This is a genomic window from Paenibacillus sp. FSL R7-0297, from assembly GCF_038009025.1.
Taxonomy (GTDB): Bacteria; Bacillota; Bacilli; order Paenibacillales; family Paenibacillaceae; genus Paenibacillus_AQ.
On record NZ_JBBPAQ010000001.1, the window covers coordinates 555,329 to 571,681 of the forward strand.

At 52.9% G+C, this 16,353-nt stretch carries 13 protein-coding genes; 3 read left to right on the top strand and 10 right to left on the bottom strand.

Translation table 11 applies throughout. From position 1 onward, the window contains the following. Positions 1-71 precede the first annotated feature (71 nt). Complete coding sequence (locus MKZ24_RS02355) at positions 72-2,099, bottom strand: methyl-accepting chemotaxis protein (protein ID WP_340781185.1); 2,028 nt, start codon at positions 2,097-2,099, stop codon at positions 72-74. Between the two features lie 187 nt (positions 2,100-2,286). Next, positions 2,287-4,635 carry a heavy metal translocating P-type ATPase gene (locus MKZ24_RS02360; RefSeq protein ID WP_042232071.1) on the bottom strand — a complete coding sequence of 783 codons (2,349 nt, stop codon included), beginning with the start codon at positions 4,633-4,635 and terminating at the stop codon, positions 2,287-2,289. A gap of 332 nt (positions 4,636-4,967) precedes the next feature. Between MKZ24_RS02360 and MKZ24_RS02365 the strand changes: the two genes are divergently transcribed. After that, entirely contained in the window at positions 4,968-6,098 is a 1,131-nt protein-coding gene (locus tag MKZ24_RS02365; protein ID WP_340781186.1) for a cation diffusion facilitator family transporter, read from the top strand. Between the two features lie 313 nt (positions 6,099-6,411). Here MKZ24_RS02365 and MKZ24_RS02370 read toward each other — a convergent pair whose 3' ends face one another. The 8 genes from MKZ24_RS02370 to MKZ24_RS02405 all read right to left on the bottom strand — a co-directional run bounded on the left by MKZ24_RS02370 (position 6,412) and on the right by MKZ24_RS02405 (position 13,476). Then, a complete protein-coding gene (locus MKZ24_RS02370) occupies positions 6,412-6,777 on the bottom strand; it encodes an ArsR/SmtB family transcription factor (protein WP_042232068.1) in 366 nt (121 codons plus the stop codon). 291 nt (positions 6,778-7,068) lie between these two features. After that, positions 7,069-7,806 carry an ABC transporter permease gene (locus MKZ24_RS02375; RefSeq protein WP_042232066.1) on the bottom strand — a complete coding sequence of 246 codons (738 nt, stop codon included), beginning with the start codon at positions 7,804-7,806 and terminating at the stop codon, positions 7,069-7,071. A 2-nt stretch (positions 7,807-7,808) separates the two neighbouring features. Continuing rightward, a complete protein-coding gene (locus MKZ24_RS02380) occupies positions 7,809-8,525 on the bottom strand; it encodes an ABC transporter permease (RefSeq protein WP_042232063.1) in 717 nt (238 codons plus the stop codon). Then, positions 8,522-9,433, bottom strand: coding sequence for an ABC transporter ATP-binding protein (locus MKZ24_RS02385; protein ID WP_042232062.1), 912 nt, complete (start codon positions 9,431-9,433; stop codon positions 8,522-8,524). Before MKZ24_RS02385 ends, MKZ24_RS02380 begins: the two co-directional genes overlap by 4 nt. A 59-nt stretch (positions 9,434-9,492) precedes the next feature. Next, positions 9,493-10,938, bottom strand: coding sequence for a sensor histidine kinase (locus tag MKZ24_RS02390; RefSeq protein WP_340781188.1), 1,446 nt, complete (start codon positions 10,936-10,938; stop codon positions 9,493-9,495). Beyond that, positions 10,935-11,609: a response regulator transcription factor gene (locus MKZ24_RS02395; protein ID WP_042232058.1), complete on the bottom strand. Its 675-nt coding sequence runs from the start codon at positions 11,607-11,609 to the stop codon at positions 10,935-10,937. Before MKZ24_RS02395 ends, MKZ24_RS02390 begins: the two co-directional genes overlap by 4 nt. 97 nt (positions 11,610-11,706) lie before the next feature. Next, positions 11,707-12,744, bottom strand: coding sequence for an EAL domain-containing protein (locus tag MKZ24_RS02400; protein ID WP_042232056.1), 1,038 nt, complete (start codon positions 12,742-12,744; stop codon positions 11,707-11,709). Positions 12,745-13,038: 294 nt separating this feature from the next. Next, positions 13,039-13,476 (bottom strand): pyridoxamine 5'-phosphate oxidase family protein, encoded by a 438-nt coding sequence (locus tag MKZ24_RS02405; RefSeq protein ID WP_042232054.1) that lies wholly within the window; start codon positions 13,474-13,476, stop codon positions 13,039-13,041. A gap of 160 nt (positions 13,477-13,636) precedes the next feature. On the opposite strand from MKZ24_RS02405, the gene MKZ24_RS02410 reads away from it, so the two are divergent. Both MKZ24_RS02410 and MKZ24_RS02415 read left to right on the top strand, forming a co-directional pair. Beyond that, on the top strand, positions 13,637-14,845 hold the full coding sequence (locus tag MKZ24_RS02410; protein ID WP_340781191.1) for an MFS transporter: 1,209 nt from the start codon (positions 13,637-13,639) through the stop codon (positions 14,843-14,845). 45 nt (positions 14,846-14,890) lie between these two features. Next, positions 14,891-16,351, top strand: coding sequence for a hypothetical protein (locus MKZ24_RS02415; RefSeq protein WP_042232051.1), 1,461 nt, complete (start codon positions 14,891-14,893; stop codon positions 16,349-16,351). Positions 16,352-16,353: the final 2 nt, after the last annotated feature.

Consider the following 16,353-nt stretch of genomic DNA (forward strand, 5'->3'; position numbering starts at 1 on the left):
AGCAAACACCCCTCTGCTTCACACACGGTAATCCGTGCGGCAGAGGGGTGTTATTTTATTTCTGCCTGCCTTTAATGGAACTTCTCAATCTCGCTCCGCAATTCGGACATCAGCCCATTCAGGGATTCGGCTGAGGTTACAACCTTACCCATCAGATTCCGCTGCTCGGTTGAAGCCTCTGCAACCATCTCGGCACTTTCTGCAGAATCCCTGGCAATGGTCAGCATATCAGAGATGGAAGCCGTAATCTCTTCCGTCCCGGCCGACATTTGCTCGTTGATGGCAGATACATCCTGAATCTGCAAGGAAACCTCGCGGATGGAAGAACGGATATGGTTGAACGATTCGCCCACATTTTTCATTTTCCCCATACCGTCACCGATTTCAACTACGCTCTTCTCCATAGAGACCGCAGCATTCTTCGTCGATTCTTGAATCTGGCGGATCAGTTCAACAATGTTCACGATGGCGCCGTTGGTGCGCTCAGCCAGCTTCTTCACTTCGTTCGCTACAACTCCGAAGCCGCGCCCGTGCTCGCCTGCTCTGGCAGCCTCAATAGAAGCATTGAGTGATAGCAGCCCCGTCTGATTGGAGATTTCCGAGATCACATCCACGATCTGTCCAATCTGCTCTGATTGACCGGTCAGGTTGTTGATCAGCTCTGAAGTCTTACCTGCGGTAGTACTGATTACTGTCATCTGCTCAAGCGTAGCCTGAATCTCCAGATATCCGCTCTCTACCTCTGTACTGACCGTTTCCGCCTGATCCGACACACTGACGGAGGATTCGGCGATTCTTTGCAGTCCGATGGCCATCTCCTCTGTGGCTCTGGCCGACTGCTCCGAACCTCTGAACTGCTCTTCCATCCCCCGCGCCACTTCTTGGACAACGGTCTCGATCTCCGCCGAAGTATTGGAAGTCTGACTGGCGTAGTTCAGCACACTCTCTGCAGAGACAGCTACCTGAGCGACTGTAGCATCGATTTTGCCGACAATTCCGGCCAGGCCTGCGATCATATCATTGATGCTCTGGCTCATCTGGCCAATCTCATCTCCGGAACGCACTGCCACCCGTTCACTCAGATGACCCTCTGCCACCCGTCTCATTACATCGGAGATCGCTACAATTGGCTTAACAATCAAGCGGGTAAGGTACAGGGAGATTCCGATAACAACCAGCATAACTATCACAACGAATATCAAGGAGATAGTCTGGGCAGAAGTTACTTTGGCTGTAATCTCACTCTTTGGAACGCTGATCAGCAGCTTCCAGTCTGTGCTGGGGATCGTACGGAAATAGGTGATGACCTGCTTCCCGTCTTCGCCCTTATAGATCTCCGAACCCTTGTCGTTTGCCAGTATATTCTTGTAGGCTTCCTTCATTTCCGGCGTTCCGGCATAGTCCGCAATGTTCTTCCCGATCCGCTCCGGATCCGAAGAGGTATAATAATTACCTTGTCCTGAAATCACATATCCATAACCGGTTTCGGCTACATGGATGTTCTTGCTCATCTCCGTCAGAATATCAGGTGTTACCGAGAAGGCGATGCCTCCGGCGAATTGATTGTCTTTGTCCACTGCCGGAACGAAGACGGGAATGATATTTTTATTCAACTGCTCCAAAAAAGACATATCGGCTACAGCCGGTGCATGGCTCGTCTTGGCTTCCTGGAAATACGCTTCTCCGCTGACATCGGCGGTAAGATTAAGGGAATTTGACAATATCCCTTCCTTATTAATGACACTGTAGCCTTCGGACTGCCTGTCGCTGTCTTCCAGCACCTTGACTACCGGGAATATAGTGCCCGGCTGTGCGGTGTCGAATTCAGGATGCATGGCCATCAGTTCCTGCACCGCAGACGTTTTGGAGTTTATCCATTCATCGATCCGTGTAGTATTCATCTCCAGGATACTCTCTGCCAGCTCCTCGCTGTCCGCCCGGGTTACGCCTCCAAAGTATTGCATGAAAAAGAGGGTCGCTCCCAGCAGAGGGATAATGGCAACCGCCAAAATGACAAGCGACCACTTTTTCTGCAGAGATACAGATTTTACATTCTTTTCATTCACTTTCATTTTTGACCACAAGCTCGCCTTCTTCACCGAAAGTCCCCCCAGAAAACCTGTTGTAATCTTCCATATGCTGTAAATATATTATGATATATCGGCATAAATAGACAAAAAACATTATACATTGAATAAAAAATAAGCCTCAAGACCCAATATCTAGGATCATGACGACTTATTTTTTCATAATTATTTCATAATATATAAATATGGCAGCTGAGTATTATCTTGATTTCGGAGGCTGCAATGCGCGCATACTGTTGAGCACGGCAAGCACGGTTACCCCGACATCCGAGAATACGGCCTCCCACATGGTAGCAATTCCGAACGCTCCCAGCAGCAGGAAGACGGCCTTGACCCCCAGCGCAAAAATAATATTCTGCCACACAATGGTCCGCGTGCGCCCCGCGATACCGATAGCGGCGGCAATCTTCGAGGGTTCATCCGTCATAATTACAATGTCTGCTGCTTCAATAGCTGCATCGGAACCAAGTCCGCCCATGGCGATCCCGACATCCGCTCTAGCCAGCACCGGAGTATCATTAATCCCGTCTCCGACAAAAATAATCTTCTCCTTCGGTCCCTTCTCCCGCTCCAATCGTTCAATCGCTTCGACCTTATCTCCGGGCAGCAGCTCCGCATGAATCTCCTGAATGCCCAGCTGTCTGCCGACGGATTCGGCTACAGATGAAGTATCACCGGTCAGCATGACGGTCTTGCGGATTCCCAGCGCGTTCAGCTCCTGGATGGCCCGCTGTGCATCCTCTTTCACCTCATCAGCAATAACGATATAACCGGCATACTGCTTATCGACAGCCAGATGAACCACTGTACCGCTCTGCTGCGGGATCTGGCTTGCAATTCCCTCCCGTTCCATCAACCTTGCATTCCCGGCCAGCACCGCCTTGCCTTCGACTGTGACAGCAATGCCGTGGCCGGAAATTTCATTATAGTCCGTGATGGCTTCTCCAGGGATGGCATCTCCGTAAGCAGAGCGGATCGATTCGGCAATCGGATGACTGGAATGGCTCTCGGCATAAGCGGCAATCCGCAGCAATTCATGCGGGGTGAATCCTTCCGCCGGATAATTCCCAGTCACGCTGAATTGCCCTTTGGTCAAGGTTCCCGTCTTATCAAATACGACAACCTTCACATCATTTAAGGCTTCCAGGAAATTGCTGCCCTTGATCAGAATCCCGTTCCGCGAAGCGGCTCCGATGCCACCGAAGAATCCGAGCGGAATCGAAACGACGAGTGCACAAGGACAAGAAATAACAAGAAAGACAAGTGCGCGGTAGATCCAGTCCGAGAAAGTGGCTCCGCTGAGTACCAGCGGCGGAACCACCGCCAACAGCAGGGCTGTTATCACTACTACCGGTGTATAGGCACGGGCGAATTTCGTGATGAAGTTCTCTGTCTTCGCTTTATTATTGGTCGCATTCTGCACCAGCTCCAGAATCTGCGAGACCGCCGATTCGCCGAAATCCTTGGTCACCTCAATGGTAACCACACCGTTGCGGTTAATGAAGCCACTCAGCACCTGGTTGCCCGGCTGGGTAGACCGGGGCACGGATTCACCGGTCAGTGCCGAGGTATCCATCATCGCGCTGCCTTCCAGAATGATGCCATCCAGCGGCACCTTCTCGCCCGGCTTAACTACGATGCTGTCCCCGACCGCTACCTCTTCCGGCGAGACCTTGCGCAGATTACTGCCTTCCTTCAAGTAAGCGAATTCCGGCCGGATATCCATCAGCGCTGTAATCGAACGGCGTGATCGGTTCACCGCCATCCCCTGGAACAGCTCACCAACCTGATAGAAGAGCATAACCGCAACGCCTTCCGGGTACTCTCCGATGGCAAAGGCCCCGATGGTCGCCAGCGCCATCAGGAAATTCTCATCAAACACCTGACCGCGGATAATATTCCGCGCGGCGGCCCAGACTACCTCACCGCCGACGATAAGATACGCTGCCAGGAAGAGTAACAGTTCTGCGATTCCATTGACCGGGAGGAACATCCCGGCAGCGGCCAGAACAGCTCCGCCGGCCAAACGCAGCAGGATTCTGCGCGTACCGCCTTCCCCGTGCTCATGGCTGTGGCCGTGACTGTGGTCATGACCATGCTCAGCGGCAGCGGTATGACTATGGGTATGCTCCGCAGCCGCATGGGCATGACCGTGTGCGTCACCATGGGCATGACTATGTGCGTCACCTTGGGCATGGTCATGACTATGCGGCTCTCCACCCGCATGGTCATGACCCTGAGTAGCTATGCGGCTTACCTCGCCTGGACTGCCAGCAGGAAGCGGCTTCTTGACCGCCCGCGTAGCGGTTACTTCACGCAGCTTCACATGCGGTTCAAGTACAGTCACAGTATGCTGCGCCTGTTCAGCTACTTCTTCTGCAGCAGAAGCTGCGGTCTCCAGCGTCATGGTCTTCATTGCAAAGTTCACGGAACAGGAAGATACCCCTTCGATCTTCTTGACCTTATTCTCAATCTTCATGGCGCAATTCGCGCAGTCCAAACCCTCGAGTACCCATTTTCGCTTCACATTACCTTGTACCGTATTCAAATGACTCATCTCCCTTAGTAAAACCTATATATGAGTATTTGTTCATATGTTAACTTACACATATTATATTCCCCTGAATCTTGCAGTGTCAATGCACTCCGCGCATAGTTTTTGGCTTTTTCATGAAAAATAACAGTTAAATAGCTATTAAATAAAACTTATATAGCTTGAACTGCTTTCGTTTACAGGTAATTGAAGCGAATGGGAATTTTGGGACAACTAAGTTTTGAAATGAAAAAAAACTTGCTACAACCCTTGTAAATTTCCTTCAGCCGTCATAATATTAACATATGAGCAATCATTCATATGTTAATTGAAAAGAGGTTTTACCCATGAAACATTCTAAAAATCCCGGCACGACAACGCAGAATGGGGCACCTGATGGTAAGGATGCGGGGCATTCGGGGCATTCAACCCACTTAGATCAATCAGAGCAACATCAGCACGGCGAGCACGGGAACGGCGGAGACCAGCACAGCGGGCATCAGCATAGTGAGCATGGGAGCGGCGGACACCAACTCAATGGGCACCAGGCTGCGGATCATTCCCATTCGCACTCACACTCACACTCGCACTCGCATTCTCATTCCCATGCACCGGATAATAAAAAAGGCCTGCTGATCGCCTTAATTATCACCGGCGGCATTATGTTTCTCGAATTCTTCGGCGGCCTTGTCACCGGCAGTCTGGCCCTGTTATCTGACTCCGGGCATATGCTCAGCGATACCGCCTCGCTGGCACTGAGCCTGGTTGCGATGATTATTGCCGCGAAGCCGCCGTCATCGAAGAACTCCTACGGGTTCTTCCGGTTTGAGATTATGGCAGCCTTGTTCAACGGGGTGACGCTGTTTGTTATCGCCGGATTTATTATGTGGGAGGCTTACCAGCGCTTCTTCTCGCCTCCGGCTGTTGCCAGCGGAACCATGATGCTGATTGCCGCTGTCGGACTGCTGGCCAATCTCATCAGCGCCTGGTCGCTGATGCGCAAGAGCGAAGCTAAAGACAATATCAATATCCGGAGCGCTTATCTGCATATTATGGGCGATGCCCTCGGCTCCGTCGGCGCCCTGATTGCGGGCCTTATCATGAATCTGTTCTCCTGGTACGTCGCAGACCCTATTATCAGTGTGCTGGTTGCCCTTCTCATCCTGCGCAGCGCCTGGGGAGTTATCCGACAGGCCTTTCATATTCTTATGGAAGGTACTCCGCTCACGGTGAATATTCGTGATGTGCAGGAAGCATTGCTGGGAATCGAAGGGGTCATTGATGTGCATGATCTGCATATCTGGACGATTACCTCAGGACTGGATGCACTCAGCGGCCATCTGCTGATCGGGGATTATACTGACCACCAGCAGGTGCTGCAGCAGGCGCTTAAGATTGTGGAAGACAAATTCGGCATTCACCACACTACCCTTCAGATTGAGAATTCTTCCTTGAAGCATAGGGAGCTTCCTGTGTAATTGTGAGGCTTCTGCCCGACAGGGCATAATTGTTGTACGTATTGCAACTTGGATTCATAGATACCAGGGGGTGGGGAATGATTGTTGTATGAAATACAAGAATATTCCCGCTAAGGCGCCTGGAAGAGGAAGAATCCTGCAGTTTGTACAACAATTTTCAATTAACGCTGTTTTACTGAGCGGAATGTTGTATTTCGTACAGGATTTTAGCTCGAACCAGTTAATTCATTCACCCCGTAATACAAAAAGGGAATGTCCTTGAGCAGCCTATTCGCAGCTGCCGGGACATTCCCTTGTTCGTGTTCAGGGCTATCTATTCATGCCGGATATGCTCATGGGTCTGCAGGAAGATCTGCTCCACATGTGCATCATTCAGCGAGTAAAATACAGTCTTGCCTTCCTTGCGGCGTTTCACAATCCGCAGATTGCGCAAGTAACGGAGCTGGTGGGAAACAGCGGACTGTCCCATATCCAGGATCGACGACAAGTCATGCACACATAACTCTTGTTGGGATAAGGCGTAAATGAGCCGTACTCTTGTCGGATCGCCGAGTGCCTTGAACATCTCCGCCATCTTGTCTGTAGTCCCGCGGTCAGGCAGGATCAATGCCATAGATTCCGGTTCCAGCTCGGAACCATTGCATGTGTTGTCGCATTCATCAAGTGCCGCTGGCTCCATGCTCTCGCCCTCCTCCATATACTTATCCGGCTTCACCGGCCGTTAATAGTTACTTCTACGATTAATTATAGAAAAAACTACGGTCAATGTCCATGGAGAGAAATGTAGAACTGGAGAGACAGCACATAACTGGTATTAGCGAAGCAAACTATAATTAGGAATATCAGCATAATCAGGAGCATAGCCAAGTGCATCAGACTGCCTTATACACACGTATACTCACACTCACACATACACATACACATACACACACACACAAATTTTATATCCTACTCCGCAATAACCCAGCCTTTATACCGCTTTACGCCAAAAGAAGAACAACCCCGCTCCCAGGAATAACGCCAGGCTGCCGGACACTACAATCATAAGACTCTCCACTGGCAGGTTGAACGCGCCGAACCGGTCCTCCCCGAATGGCGACATGGCAAGCATTGGCTGCACCCATGGATAATACGGCCCGTATGTTGCTGAGTTCGCGATCAGGATATTGGGGATGGTGAAGCATACATTTAGCGCAAGAGGAGCGCCAAAGCTGCTCCAGCCCTGGGATACGGCCAGCTGCAGCGCAGCCAACGGCAGGCAGGCGAACCAGCCGCCTAACAGGCTGGTCAGCAGCAGCTCCCAGGGAATCGCTCCTTCTGCACCGCGGTACAATCCCATCCCTAGCAGAGCTGCAAGAAACAACAGCTGCACAGCAGCCAGGAGCGCCATAACCATTGTATATTTGGCCAGGTATACCGAGGTCCGTCTAACCGGCAAGGCAAGCAGCAGCTTCCAGCCGCCGTCACTATGCTCACCCCGGCAGATCAGAGCCGCGAAGATGCCCGAGAGCACCGGAAGGAATAACATGGCGTGAATAACCGACATGGCACTGAGCAACACCTGCCAGGTGAATACCCCGTCCGGTTGCCGGTCTGCGACAGCCCCTACGGCCAAGGCGATCAGCGGGCTGATCAGCACCAGCAGCCAGACCCAGGACCCCGACATCTTCAGCCGCTCCGCAGACATAATTCGCAAGAATGGTCTCATCTTCAGGCCACATCCTTTCGGGCGAAATGCAGGGCTCCCGGCAGCAGCACTATGACTCCAAGGAGCAGACCCGCTCCGCTGAACAACCAGGGGCGCTGGGCACTCCAGGCCAGGGTAGGCCAGGAGAGAGGAATCCACTCGGAGAGGAATAACGAGAACAGGCTGAGCAGTGACAATGTCATACCCAGAGATACGGGAAGCGTCTGGTTACGGCTGGACAAGGACAGCCACAGCTGCAGCACAATGACAGGCAGAGCCGCTGCGTAAGAAGCAAATCCTATCCGCAGGACATCGGCATAAGGAATGGGCTGTGTACCGAATCCGAGCAGCAGACCCAGGAAGACAGTTCCTGCCGACAGCAGGAGACATGACACCACAAGTAGCATCAGGCAGATCAGCAGCTTGGACATGAACACAGCCGTGCGCGAGACAGGCAACGCCAGCAGTTGCTTCCACGAACTCGTCTGATGCTCGATATTTGCAATCAGCGAGCAGACCAGTGTCCCGCCGAGATACAGGGCTACGGGCACGAAATCGGACACATTGCGAAGCAGGCCTCCCCACAAATCCGCCTGGTATTGTTCCCGCAGATAATCATAGCGGAGCCCGAAATTCAATCCCTGCATGGCAATCAGGCCGACCGGTCCGAGGAACACCAGGAACCATAAGCCTTTGCCGCGGATTTTGAGCCAGTCCGCTGACAACGCACGCCACATCATGATTGCCCTCCCCCAACCACCTGCAGGAAGAATTCCTCCAGCGATTGTCTGTGCTCTTCCACTCTGTAGACCGCATGGCCATCCTCGACCAGCTCTTTGACCAGTAGCGATACTCTGGCATCACTCATCCGGGGCAGGATCAGCCTTCCTTCCTGCAGCTCACCGCCGCACCCGCGCCGCAGTGCAGTCACCAGCGCAGCTTCCGGCTCCGATACCGCCAGGCTTAGATTGCCTGCCGCCTGCTCCTGCAGATGGGCAATCGTATCCTGATAGACCATCTGCCCCTCACGGATAATACCAACGGTTCCGGCCATCTGCTCGATTTCGCTAAGCAGATGGCTGGATACCAGGACCGTGATCCCCTGTTCCTCCGGCATCCGCTTAATCAGGGAGCGGATTTCCTGAATCCCTGACGGGTCCAATCCGTTAGTCGGCTCATCCAGAATCAGCAGCTCCGGGCTGCCAAGCAGGGCAGCGGCAATCCCGAGACGCTGCTTCATACCCAGCGAGTAACCTTTGACCGGCCGTTTCTCTTCCCCGGTAAGCGAGACAATATCCAGCACCTCGGCAATGCGCGCCTTCGGCACATCCAGAATCCGGCGGATTGCCTCCAGGTTATCCAGGGCACTCAGATGCCCGTAATAGGAAGGGGACTCCACCAGAGAGCCTACTTTGCGCAGGATTTGCAGTTTGTTACGGCGCAGCTCCCGGCCAAAAATTTCGATACTGCCGGAGGTCGGCTTAATCAGACCCAGCAGCATACGGATCGTTGTTGTTTTGCCGGCGCCGTTCGGACCGAGGAATCCATAGATTTCCCCTTGTCTGATATTCAGATTCAGCTCCTTCACGGCCGCACGGCCACGGTATTCCTTAAGCAGATCTCTTGTTTCTATTACTGTATCCTTCATTCTCTTCACCTCGGTATTCAGCATAACGTCCCAAGGTTAAAAGCGCGGAAGCAGCAAGTTTAAATTTTGTTTAAAATTATCCGGTCCGGCAGCCGCTTCCAGATTGTAATCTCGGTGCCCTGCCCCGTACTCTCCATACTCCATTCCAGCTCCATCCGCTTCAGCAGCAGATCAACAATGGACAGGCCAAGGCCCGCCCCTTTGGAATCGGTACTCCCGTCCAGGCCGCCGCCATGGTCCGAGATTACAAGGACACGGTTACCGCCGCGGATCTCTGTAAATATCCCTACATACAGACCGCTGCGCGCATGACGCAGAATATTCTGAAACAAATTGTCAAGCACCCTGCGGAACCAGCTGACATCAACATTCCAGTAGAGCGGCGCTGCTTCCAGATCAATCTCAATCTGATACCCCTCTTTCTCCCATAGCGGATACCAGGCCGCAGCGGTCTCCCGCAGCAGTCTCAGCACATCCTTCCGCTCCAGCTTGAGCGTCATCCGCCCGCTGTTCAGCAGATTATAGGCCAGCAGATTGTCAATCAGCCCTCCGAGACTCTCAATCCGCTGATCCATCAGCTCAAGGGATTCCTGGCCGCGCGCCGATAAATCCTCCTTGCCCAGCACATGCAGATGGCTGCGGATCACGGTCAGCGGAGTCCGCAGATCATGTGACAGGTTGGCAACCAGGCGCTTGCGCAGGCCCTCTTCTTCTGTCTCTCTGGAGCGGCTGGCGGCAAGCTCTGTCACCATCGTATTGAATGCCTCCTCAAGCCGCCCGATTTCATCAGGCTTGCCCGGAGGAACCAACTGGGGCAGGCCTTCACGCCCGGTAAAAACCATGGCGGTCTGTAGCCGCAGCAGCCTTCTGCGGATCATAATGAAGAAGAGCCAAGAGCTAACCACGAAGGCTATTAAGAACCCCAGTATTGCAATCGAATACCATTTGTCCAGGCCTGCGGCATATTTTGCATTCTTGATTTCTTCGGGAATCTGCATGACCATGAAGCCTTCTCCGGCTTCAGCCTGATCCCCTACAAAAGCAACAATCGCCAGCGGTTTAAGCGCCGTGCTGTCCTTCATGAAGGACACCGCCTCTACGGCTGTCCAATAGGAGGGTACTTTCTTGACGGAGTATCCGCCCTGCAGCAGCGGGGGACCTGAGGGCTCCGTGATCAGTTGTGTTCTACCCTCGTTATCTACCCAGAATATTCTGGCCAGATGATAGGTTTCGCTCAATGACCGGAGCCGCTGAGTGATACCCTCCGGCGGCTGGCCGAGCAGCTTACGCGCTTCGTCATGCCACATGAGTTCCAGCTCGCCAACACTGGAATACAGGGCATACTCCTTAGGAGTGTCTTCACGGGTGAATCCACCGAAGATGCTATACAGTGTGATAGTGATTGGAACAATAACAGGAATGAACAACAGCGCAGCCAGAATAATAAGCAGATAACGGAAGAGCAGGGAACGGCGCAGAGATTGGAACCGCCTTAACCCCTTCATCCTCTCACCCGGTAACCGATACCCCTGACCGTCTCAATAATCTCCGGCGCAGCCGGATCAAGCTCCAGCTTCTCGCGCAGATAACGGATATGTACCATAAGTGTCTTGTCGCCTTCAATATAGCTTTCGCCCCAGACGGCTTCATAAATCTGCTCCTTAGTCAGAACCTGCCCAAGATGCCGCAGCAGGTAAGAGAAGATCTGGAACTGCTTGCCGGTAAGCATAATCTCCCGCCCGCTCGCAGCTTCCATAACTACACTGCTGCCCGGCCTGACCACCAGATGCTTAAGCATTATGGGAGCAGGTGCAGCAGTGCCGCTTCTTCTTAAGAGGACCTCCATTCTGGCCGCCAGCTCATCGGGATGAAACGGCTTGGTCAGATAATCATCGGCGAAATCCAGTCCCTGTAGCTTATCGTCAATAGAGGTGCGAGCCGAGAGCATCAGGATCGGCAGCTCCGGATAGGCCCGCTTCAGCCGTTGACCAACGGTGAACCCGTCAAGTCCCGGAAGCATCACATCCAGTATCACCAGTTGGCAGCCCTCAGCCGCTTCCAGCGCGCCTTCTCCGCTCTCCAGCCAGCGGACAGCATACTCCCGTTCCCGCAGATCCGCTGATACTGCGTTGCCTATCTCACGGTCATCTTCTACATATAGTACTGTAACACCCACGCAGAATTTCTCCCCTCTCTCCTTCAAGTAACATAACAAATCCCCGGAAACAGGCAGTGTTCAGGGCTGCGCTCCGGGGAGAATGGATCTTGCTGATTCAGGCACTGAATCCGAAATGTGCCGGCGGCTTCTCTTCCGGCTTCCCGAAGAGATACCCCTGCCCCAGATCCATGCCGAGGTCACGGCAGAAGAGAAACTCCTCACGGCGCTCGATTCCCTCGGCGAGCACCTTTGCACCGAAATCCCTGGCCCGGGAGATAATATCCCGCAGAATGGTCTGCTTGCCCTTATTCTGATCGCAGAAGCTGATCAAATCACGGTCGATTTTGACATAATCCGGCTGCAGGCTGGACATCAATTCTACCGTCGAATACCCCGCACCGACATCATCCAGCGCAACCAGCATCCCCTGCTGGCGGTATTCGGCAAAAATGGCGCGGAGATGCGACATATCGTTTATTTTTTCCGTTTCCACCACTTCAAATACATAATCCTCGGGATTCTGATCCAGCCGCTGAATCGTCTCAAAGGTATGCGTGAGACAGTACTTAGGATTATAAATAGAGGAGGGCAGGAAGTTAATGAACCGCTTGATGCCCTTCGGCAGCATTCTTGCACTCGTCTCAATGGCTGAGATCCTGGCGGCGCGGTCAAGAAAGGAATGGAATCCTGTGCGCCGGGCAATCTCAAACAGCTCATACGGCTGAAAATGATTCCCTTGCGGCAGCGGCCGCAGCAGCAGTTCAAAGCCAATAATCTCTTCGGAGAAATTCACAATCGGCTGCATGTGGCTGCAGAAATCATGGCTCATAATAATCGAAACCAGATTCTCGCTGGAAAAGCGGACCTTCAGCTGATCGAGAGTCAGCCAGCGCTCCAGAGAAATGCGGGCTCCTCTGCCCTTAATACACAAAGACAAGGAGATCTGCTGCTGCTCCTCGAATACCTCCAGCCGTCCTAACAGATCCAGCAAATCTTCTTTGGAGCGGTAGGGGATGATACAGGTCCTGCTTGTCCCGAATACTTCATATCCTGCATTCCTTACCGCAGCGGCAAGCGGAACAGAATAGGGGCGCAGCTTCAGCTCCCCTTCATCTTCAATCGGGTCTATGTCAGCGCAGTCAACACAATTCATAGCAATCGCCTCCGCCTCAGGATGTCAAAATACTGAGGCAAGTATAGCATGGTTTCCCATGTCCCATCTATTATTTGCGAGATGCACAAGTGGAAACGGATACCGTCCTTTTTAAAGGACGGTATCCGTTTCAGCGAGAAATAGAAGGATAAGTTATCGTGTGAAACCTGTAACTTCTTATATTTGCACAACACGGCGAGGCCTTTCCCGAACCCTACGGCTCAGGAAAGGCCTGATCATAAACATTGCCTCTATTATTATAATGGACCGGGTCCTTTCAGTACCGTTGCTTACTTACTTGGATACCGCAGTTGCTCCCTGCCATACACCGTGTTCCTTATTTTTACCCATATATTCAATCCGTGTCGGAGATAGCTCCAGGATTACATAGTCGGGATCATCCGGTCCCTTGAACCATTGCTCCAAGGATGTGTTCCATACTTTCGAACGCAAACCCTCATCTTTGGTGACAGCTACTGTGGCTTCAATCTCCAGCACATCCTTGCCGCCACCCTGCTCGTAACCCAGCAGCAGGCAAGCATTCGGATTATCCTTAAGCTCCTCTACCTTATGGGTCTTGCGGTTCGTAGCCAGATAAATGTTCAATCCGTCATGAAATACCGCCATATAACGCACCTTAGGTTTGTTGCCGGCTTCTATCGTGCCGAAGGACCCGAACTTGTTGTCATCCAGCGCCTGTATGATCGTTTTCTCCAGCTCTTTGTTATCCATTGACGAGAAAGCTCCTTTCGAATTCATGTGAACATAAGTTTATATATTCACATCCGCAGTTTGGATTTATTATAAAAACTGTGCTTATTATAGTGTACCCGTTCGGTTCATAATGAATCCGGATTATGTTCATAAATTCACCCAGAAGGAGTCTCTCCCCTTGAAAAAATTAATCTGGATCGGCTGTCTCTCCTATTTCGTCATCGGGCTTGCCCATGTGGTACTGGGCTCTATTCTGCCTGTGCTGCTTCAGCATTATGACCGCAGCTACAGTGCGGGAGGCGAGCTAATCTTCAGCCAGTTCGGCGGCTTCCTCGCCGGTGTGCTGGTCTCGCCGCTGCTGAACCGCCGCTTCGGCAAACGCGGCGGCATCCTGATCGCCACCGGAATGCTGCTCTGCGCCGAAACGGCCTATGCCTTCCTCCCGCCCTGGGGCTGGATGTACGTGATTGCGGTAGCCGCAGGCTTCGGCTTCGGCATGATCGAAGCCGTCATCGGCACGATTATTATCGCAGCAATCACCGAAGGAACAGCAATTGCTATGAGCAGGCTGGAGGTGCTGTTCGGTGTAGGCGCACTGCTCATGCCGCTGGCCGCAAGTCCGCTGATTGCCGCCGGCAGCTGGAGGCTGGCTTTCCTGATCGTTGCCGCCTTTTCTCTGGTTTCACTGCTCTTCTGGGCGAAGAGCAGCTTCGGTCCGCTCCAGGGTGTGCTGGATGAGCGGCCTTTACGCACTGCCGCTGCCGCTGCCTTCGCAGACGCAACAGCACCCGGAACAGTATCCGTTGCCGGTAAATCCGGACGCCTGCCGTACAAGGGCAAACAGTGGGTACTCCTTGGACTGTTCATCGTCTTCTTCTTTCTCTATGTAGGTACCGAGATGAGTCTGGTCAATTTCATGCCGGCGATCTTCATCGCCAAGCTGGGCATGAGCGAAGCTGCGGCAGCGCTGACGGTTACCTTCTTCTGGCTGGCTATGTCGGCGGGCAGACTGTTCGCCGGTGTGGTTGCCGAGCGGATTTCCTACCGCATCTACGTGCTCCTCAGCTGCTTCGCCGCTTTGCTGCTGCTGGTTATTTTCCCGTTCGCCGAGCACCGGATTGCCGCATTCGCCGTCATTCTGCTGCTCGGGCTGTTCATGTCCGGCATCTTCTCCATCGCCCTAGTCTTCGCAAGCAAGCTGCTGCCCGGTGCGGAGGAATCCACGCCAAGCATCATGATCGCCTCGGGCGGAATCGGCGGCGCGGTGCTGCCGCTGCTGACCGGCTGGTCCATGGACCATATGCAGGTGGCCCAGACCTCAGGGCTTCTGGCCGCTTTTGCCGCCGTATTATTCCTGCTTAGCGTGGCTGCCTGGAAAATCGGGTAATATAGCAAGAGATCAATATCCTGTGAATAAGGACGGAATCCCTATATGGCTGAGCTGCACTCCGACAGACCTGAACCGCTGCTGCATACTGCATTGCTGCAATTCATTTTCCCCTTCTCCCTCAAGGCCGGACAGGACCAAGAACTGGCCCAGCGTCTGCAGCAGGACGGGTTTACGCGTTTTTTTCTCGATAACAAGGATCTTGAGCATGCCTATTACGGGGAGGGCTACTGCGTCTCCCATGAGAGAATGGAGCGCAGCTACCTGCCGTTCGCCGCTCATGTCCTCTTTCCGCGTGAGAAGGATGCTGATTCCTTCCGCCGCTTTTCCCGGGTGAACAATCTGCAGTGCCAGCTTGAAATGCCGTTTCAATCCGTAAATTTCCGCGTGCTGTCCACGGATGTGTTCCTCTGTCCGTTTGATTTGGGCTTCCTGACCATAAGAACGGCTATTGAAGAAGAGCATCTCTCCTTCAGCACTGCGCTGGAATTCGCCGACCGCTTCCGTACACTGGAGGACGTATCCTACCAGGATAAGCAGTCCTTTATCCATTGTCATAAGAAGTCTTTCGGCCAGGTGGAGGATTTCGTATTCAAGAATCTGATTGCCGGGCTGGAGCCGTTTCTCGACCCTGCGGAGATCGATGGCGCGTATTTCGAGACCTTGCCTTTTTTCGTGGACGAACGGATGCTGGTGCAGGCTTTCTACGGCTTCAACCGCGAAGAAGAATCGGAGGAGATCAGTACCCTGCTGCGCTACCGTGCCTCCCAGCTGGATGGGCTGAGTATGGAGGGCAAGCCTTATACCAGTGCCAGCGATCCCGAATATATCGAGCAGTACACCTCTGAACATTGCTACAGCCGCTGGGGGCCGGACACCTATTATATGACCAATGAGCAGACCTTCTGCTGCCTGAGCCGGGCCGAATCTGACATCGCCACCCCGTTGATTAACCAGATGTACGGGGAGTATTATTATGGGCTTCTGCTGAGTGTTTTTCATAAAATCGTGCTGCTGAAGCTGGCCAATCTGCATTCCCGGCTGCGCATCAACCACGATTATGACGAGATCGAGAATCTGATCTTCCTGATTAATAAGTTCTCGGCCAAGTTCTACTTTCTGGAGCTGATTTCGCAGTCGCAGGGACGGGAGATCTTCTTCCAGCTGCGCAAGGTTTACGGCAACGACGCCCTGTTCGATGAAGTGAAGATGACCTTGAATGACCTGTTCCAGTATCAGGATAAATTCCAGGCCAAACGCCGGGATACGCTGCTGATGGTCCTGACTGTATTTACGGTAATAAGCGGGATTTACGGGATGAATCAGGTCATTGAGGACTTGAAGGCACCGATCGATTGGAGCAAAATGCTGGAGTACTCTGCGTTTGAGTACCTGGCGCTGTTCCTCACCTTCTCCGGGATCGCAGTCAGTCTGGGCCTGACGCTGAGAGAGGTGTGGAACGGAATACGCAGCCGCCGTAAGAAGCGGTTCTATGATAGGGATTGAGG

Bases quoted from the DNA above. Each gene is read 5' to 3' on its own strand.
- MKZ24_RS02365 (WP_340781186.1), top strand. From the start codon at position 4,968: ATGAAACATTCTAAAAATCCCGGCACGACAACGCAGAATGGGGCACCT.
- MKZ24_RS02370 (WP_042232068.1), bottom strand. From the start codon at position 6,777: ATGGAGCCAGCGGCACTTGATGAATGCGACAACACATGCAATGGTTCC.
- MKZ24_RS02375 (WP_042232066.1), bottom strand. From the start codon at position 7,806: ATGAGACCATTCTTGCGAATTATGTCTGCGGAGCGGCTGAAGATGTCG.
- MKZ24_RS02380 (WP_042232063.1), bottom strand. From the start codon at position 8,525: ATGATGTGGCGTGCGTTGTCAGCGGACTGGCTCAAAATCCGCGGCAAA.
- MKZ24_RS02385 (WP_042232062.1), bottom strand. From the start codon at position 9,433: ATGAAGGATACAGTAATAGAAACAAGAGATCTGCTTAAGGAATACCGT.
- MKZ24_RS02390 (WP_340781188.1), bottom strand. From the start codon at position 10,938: ATGAAGGGGTTAAGGCGGTTCCAATCTCTGCGCCGTTCCCTGCTCTTC.
- MKZ24_RS02400 (WP_042232056.1), bottom strand. From the start codon at position 12,744: ATGAATTGTGTTGACTGCGCTGACATAGACCCGATTGAAGATGAAGGG.
- MKZ24_RS02405 (WP_042232054.1), bottom strand. From the start codon at position 13,476: ATGGATAACAAAGAGCTGGAGAAAACGATCATACAGGCGCTGGATGAC.
- MKZ24_RS02415 (WP_042232051.1), top strand. From the start codon at position 14,891: ATGGCTGAGCTGCACTCCGACAGACCTGAACCGCTGCTGCATACTGCA.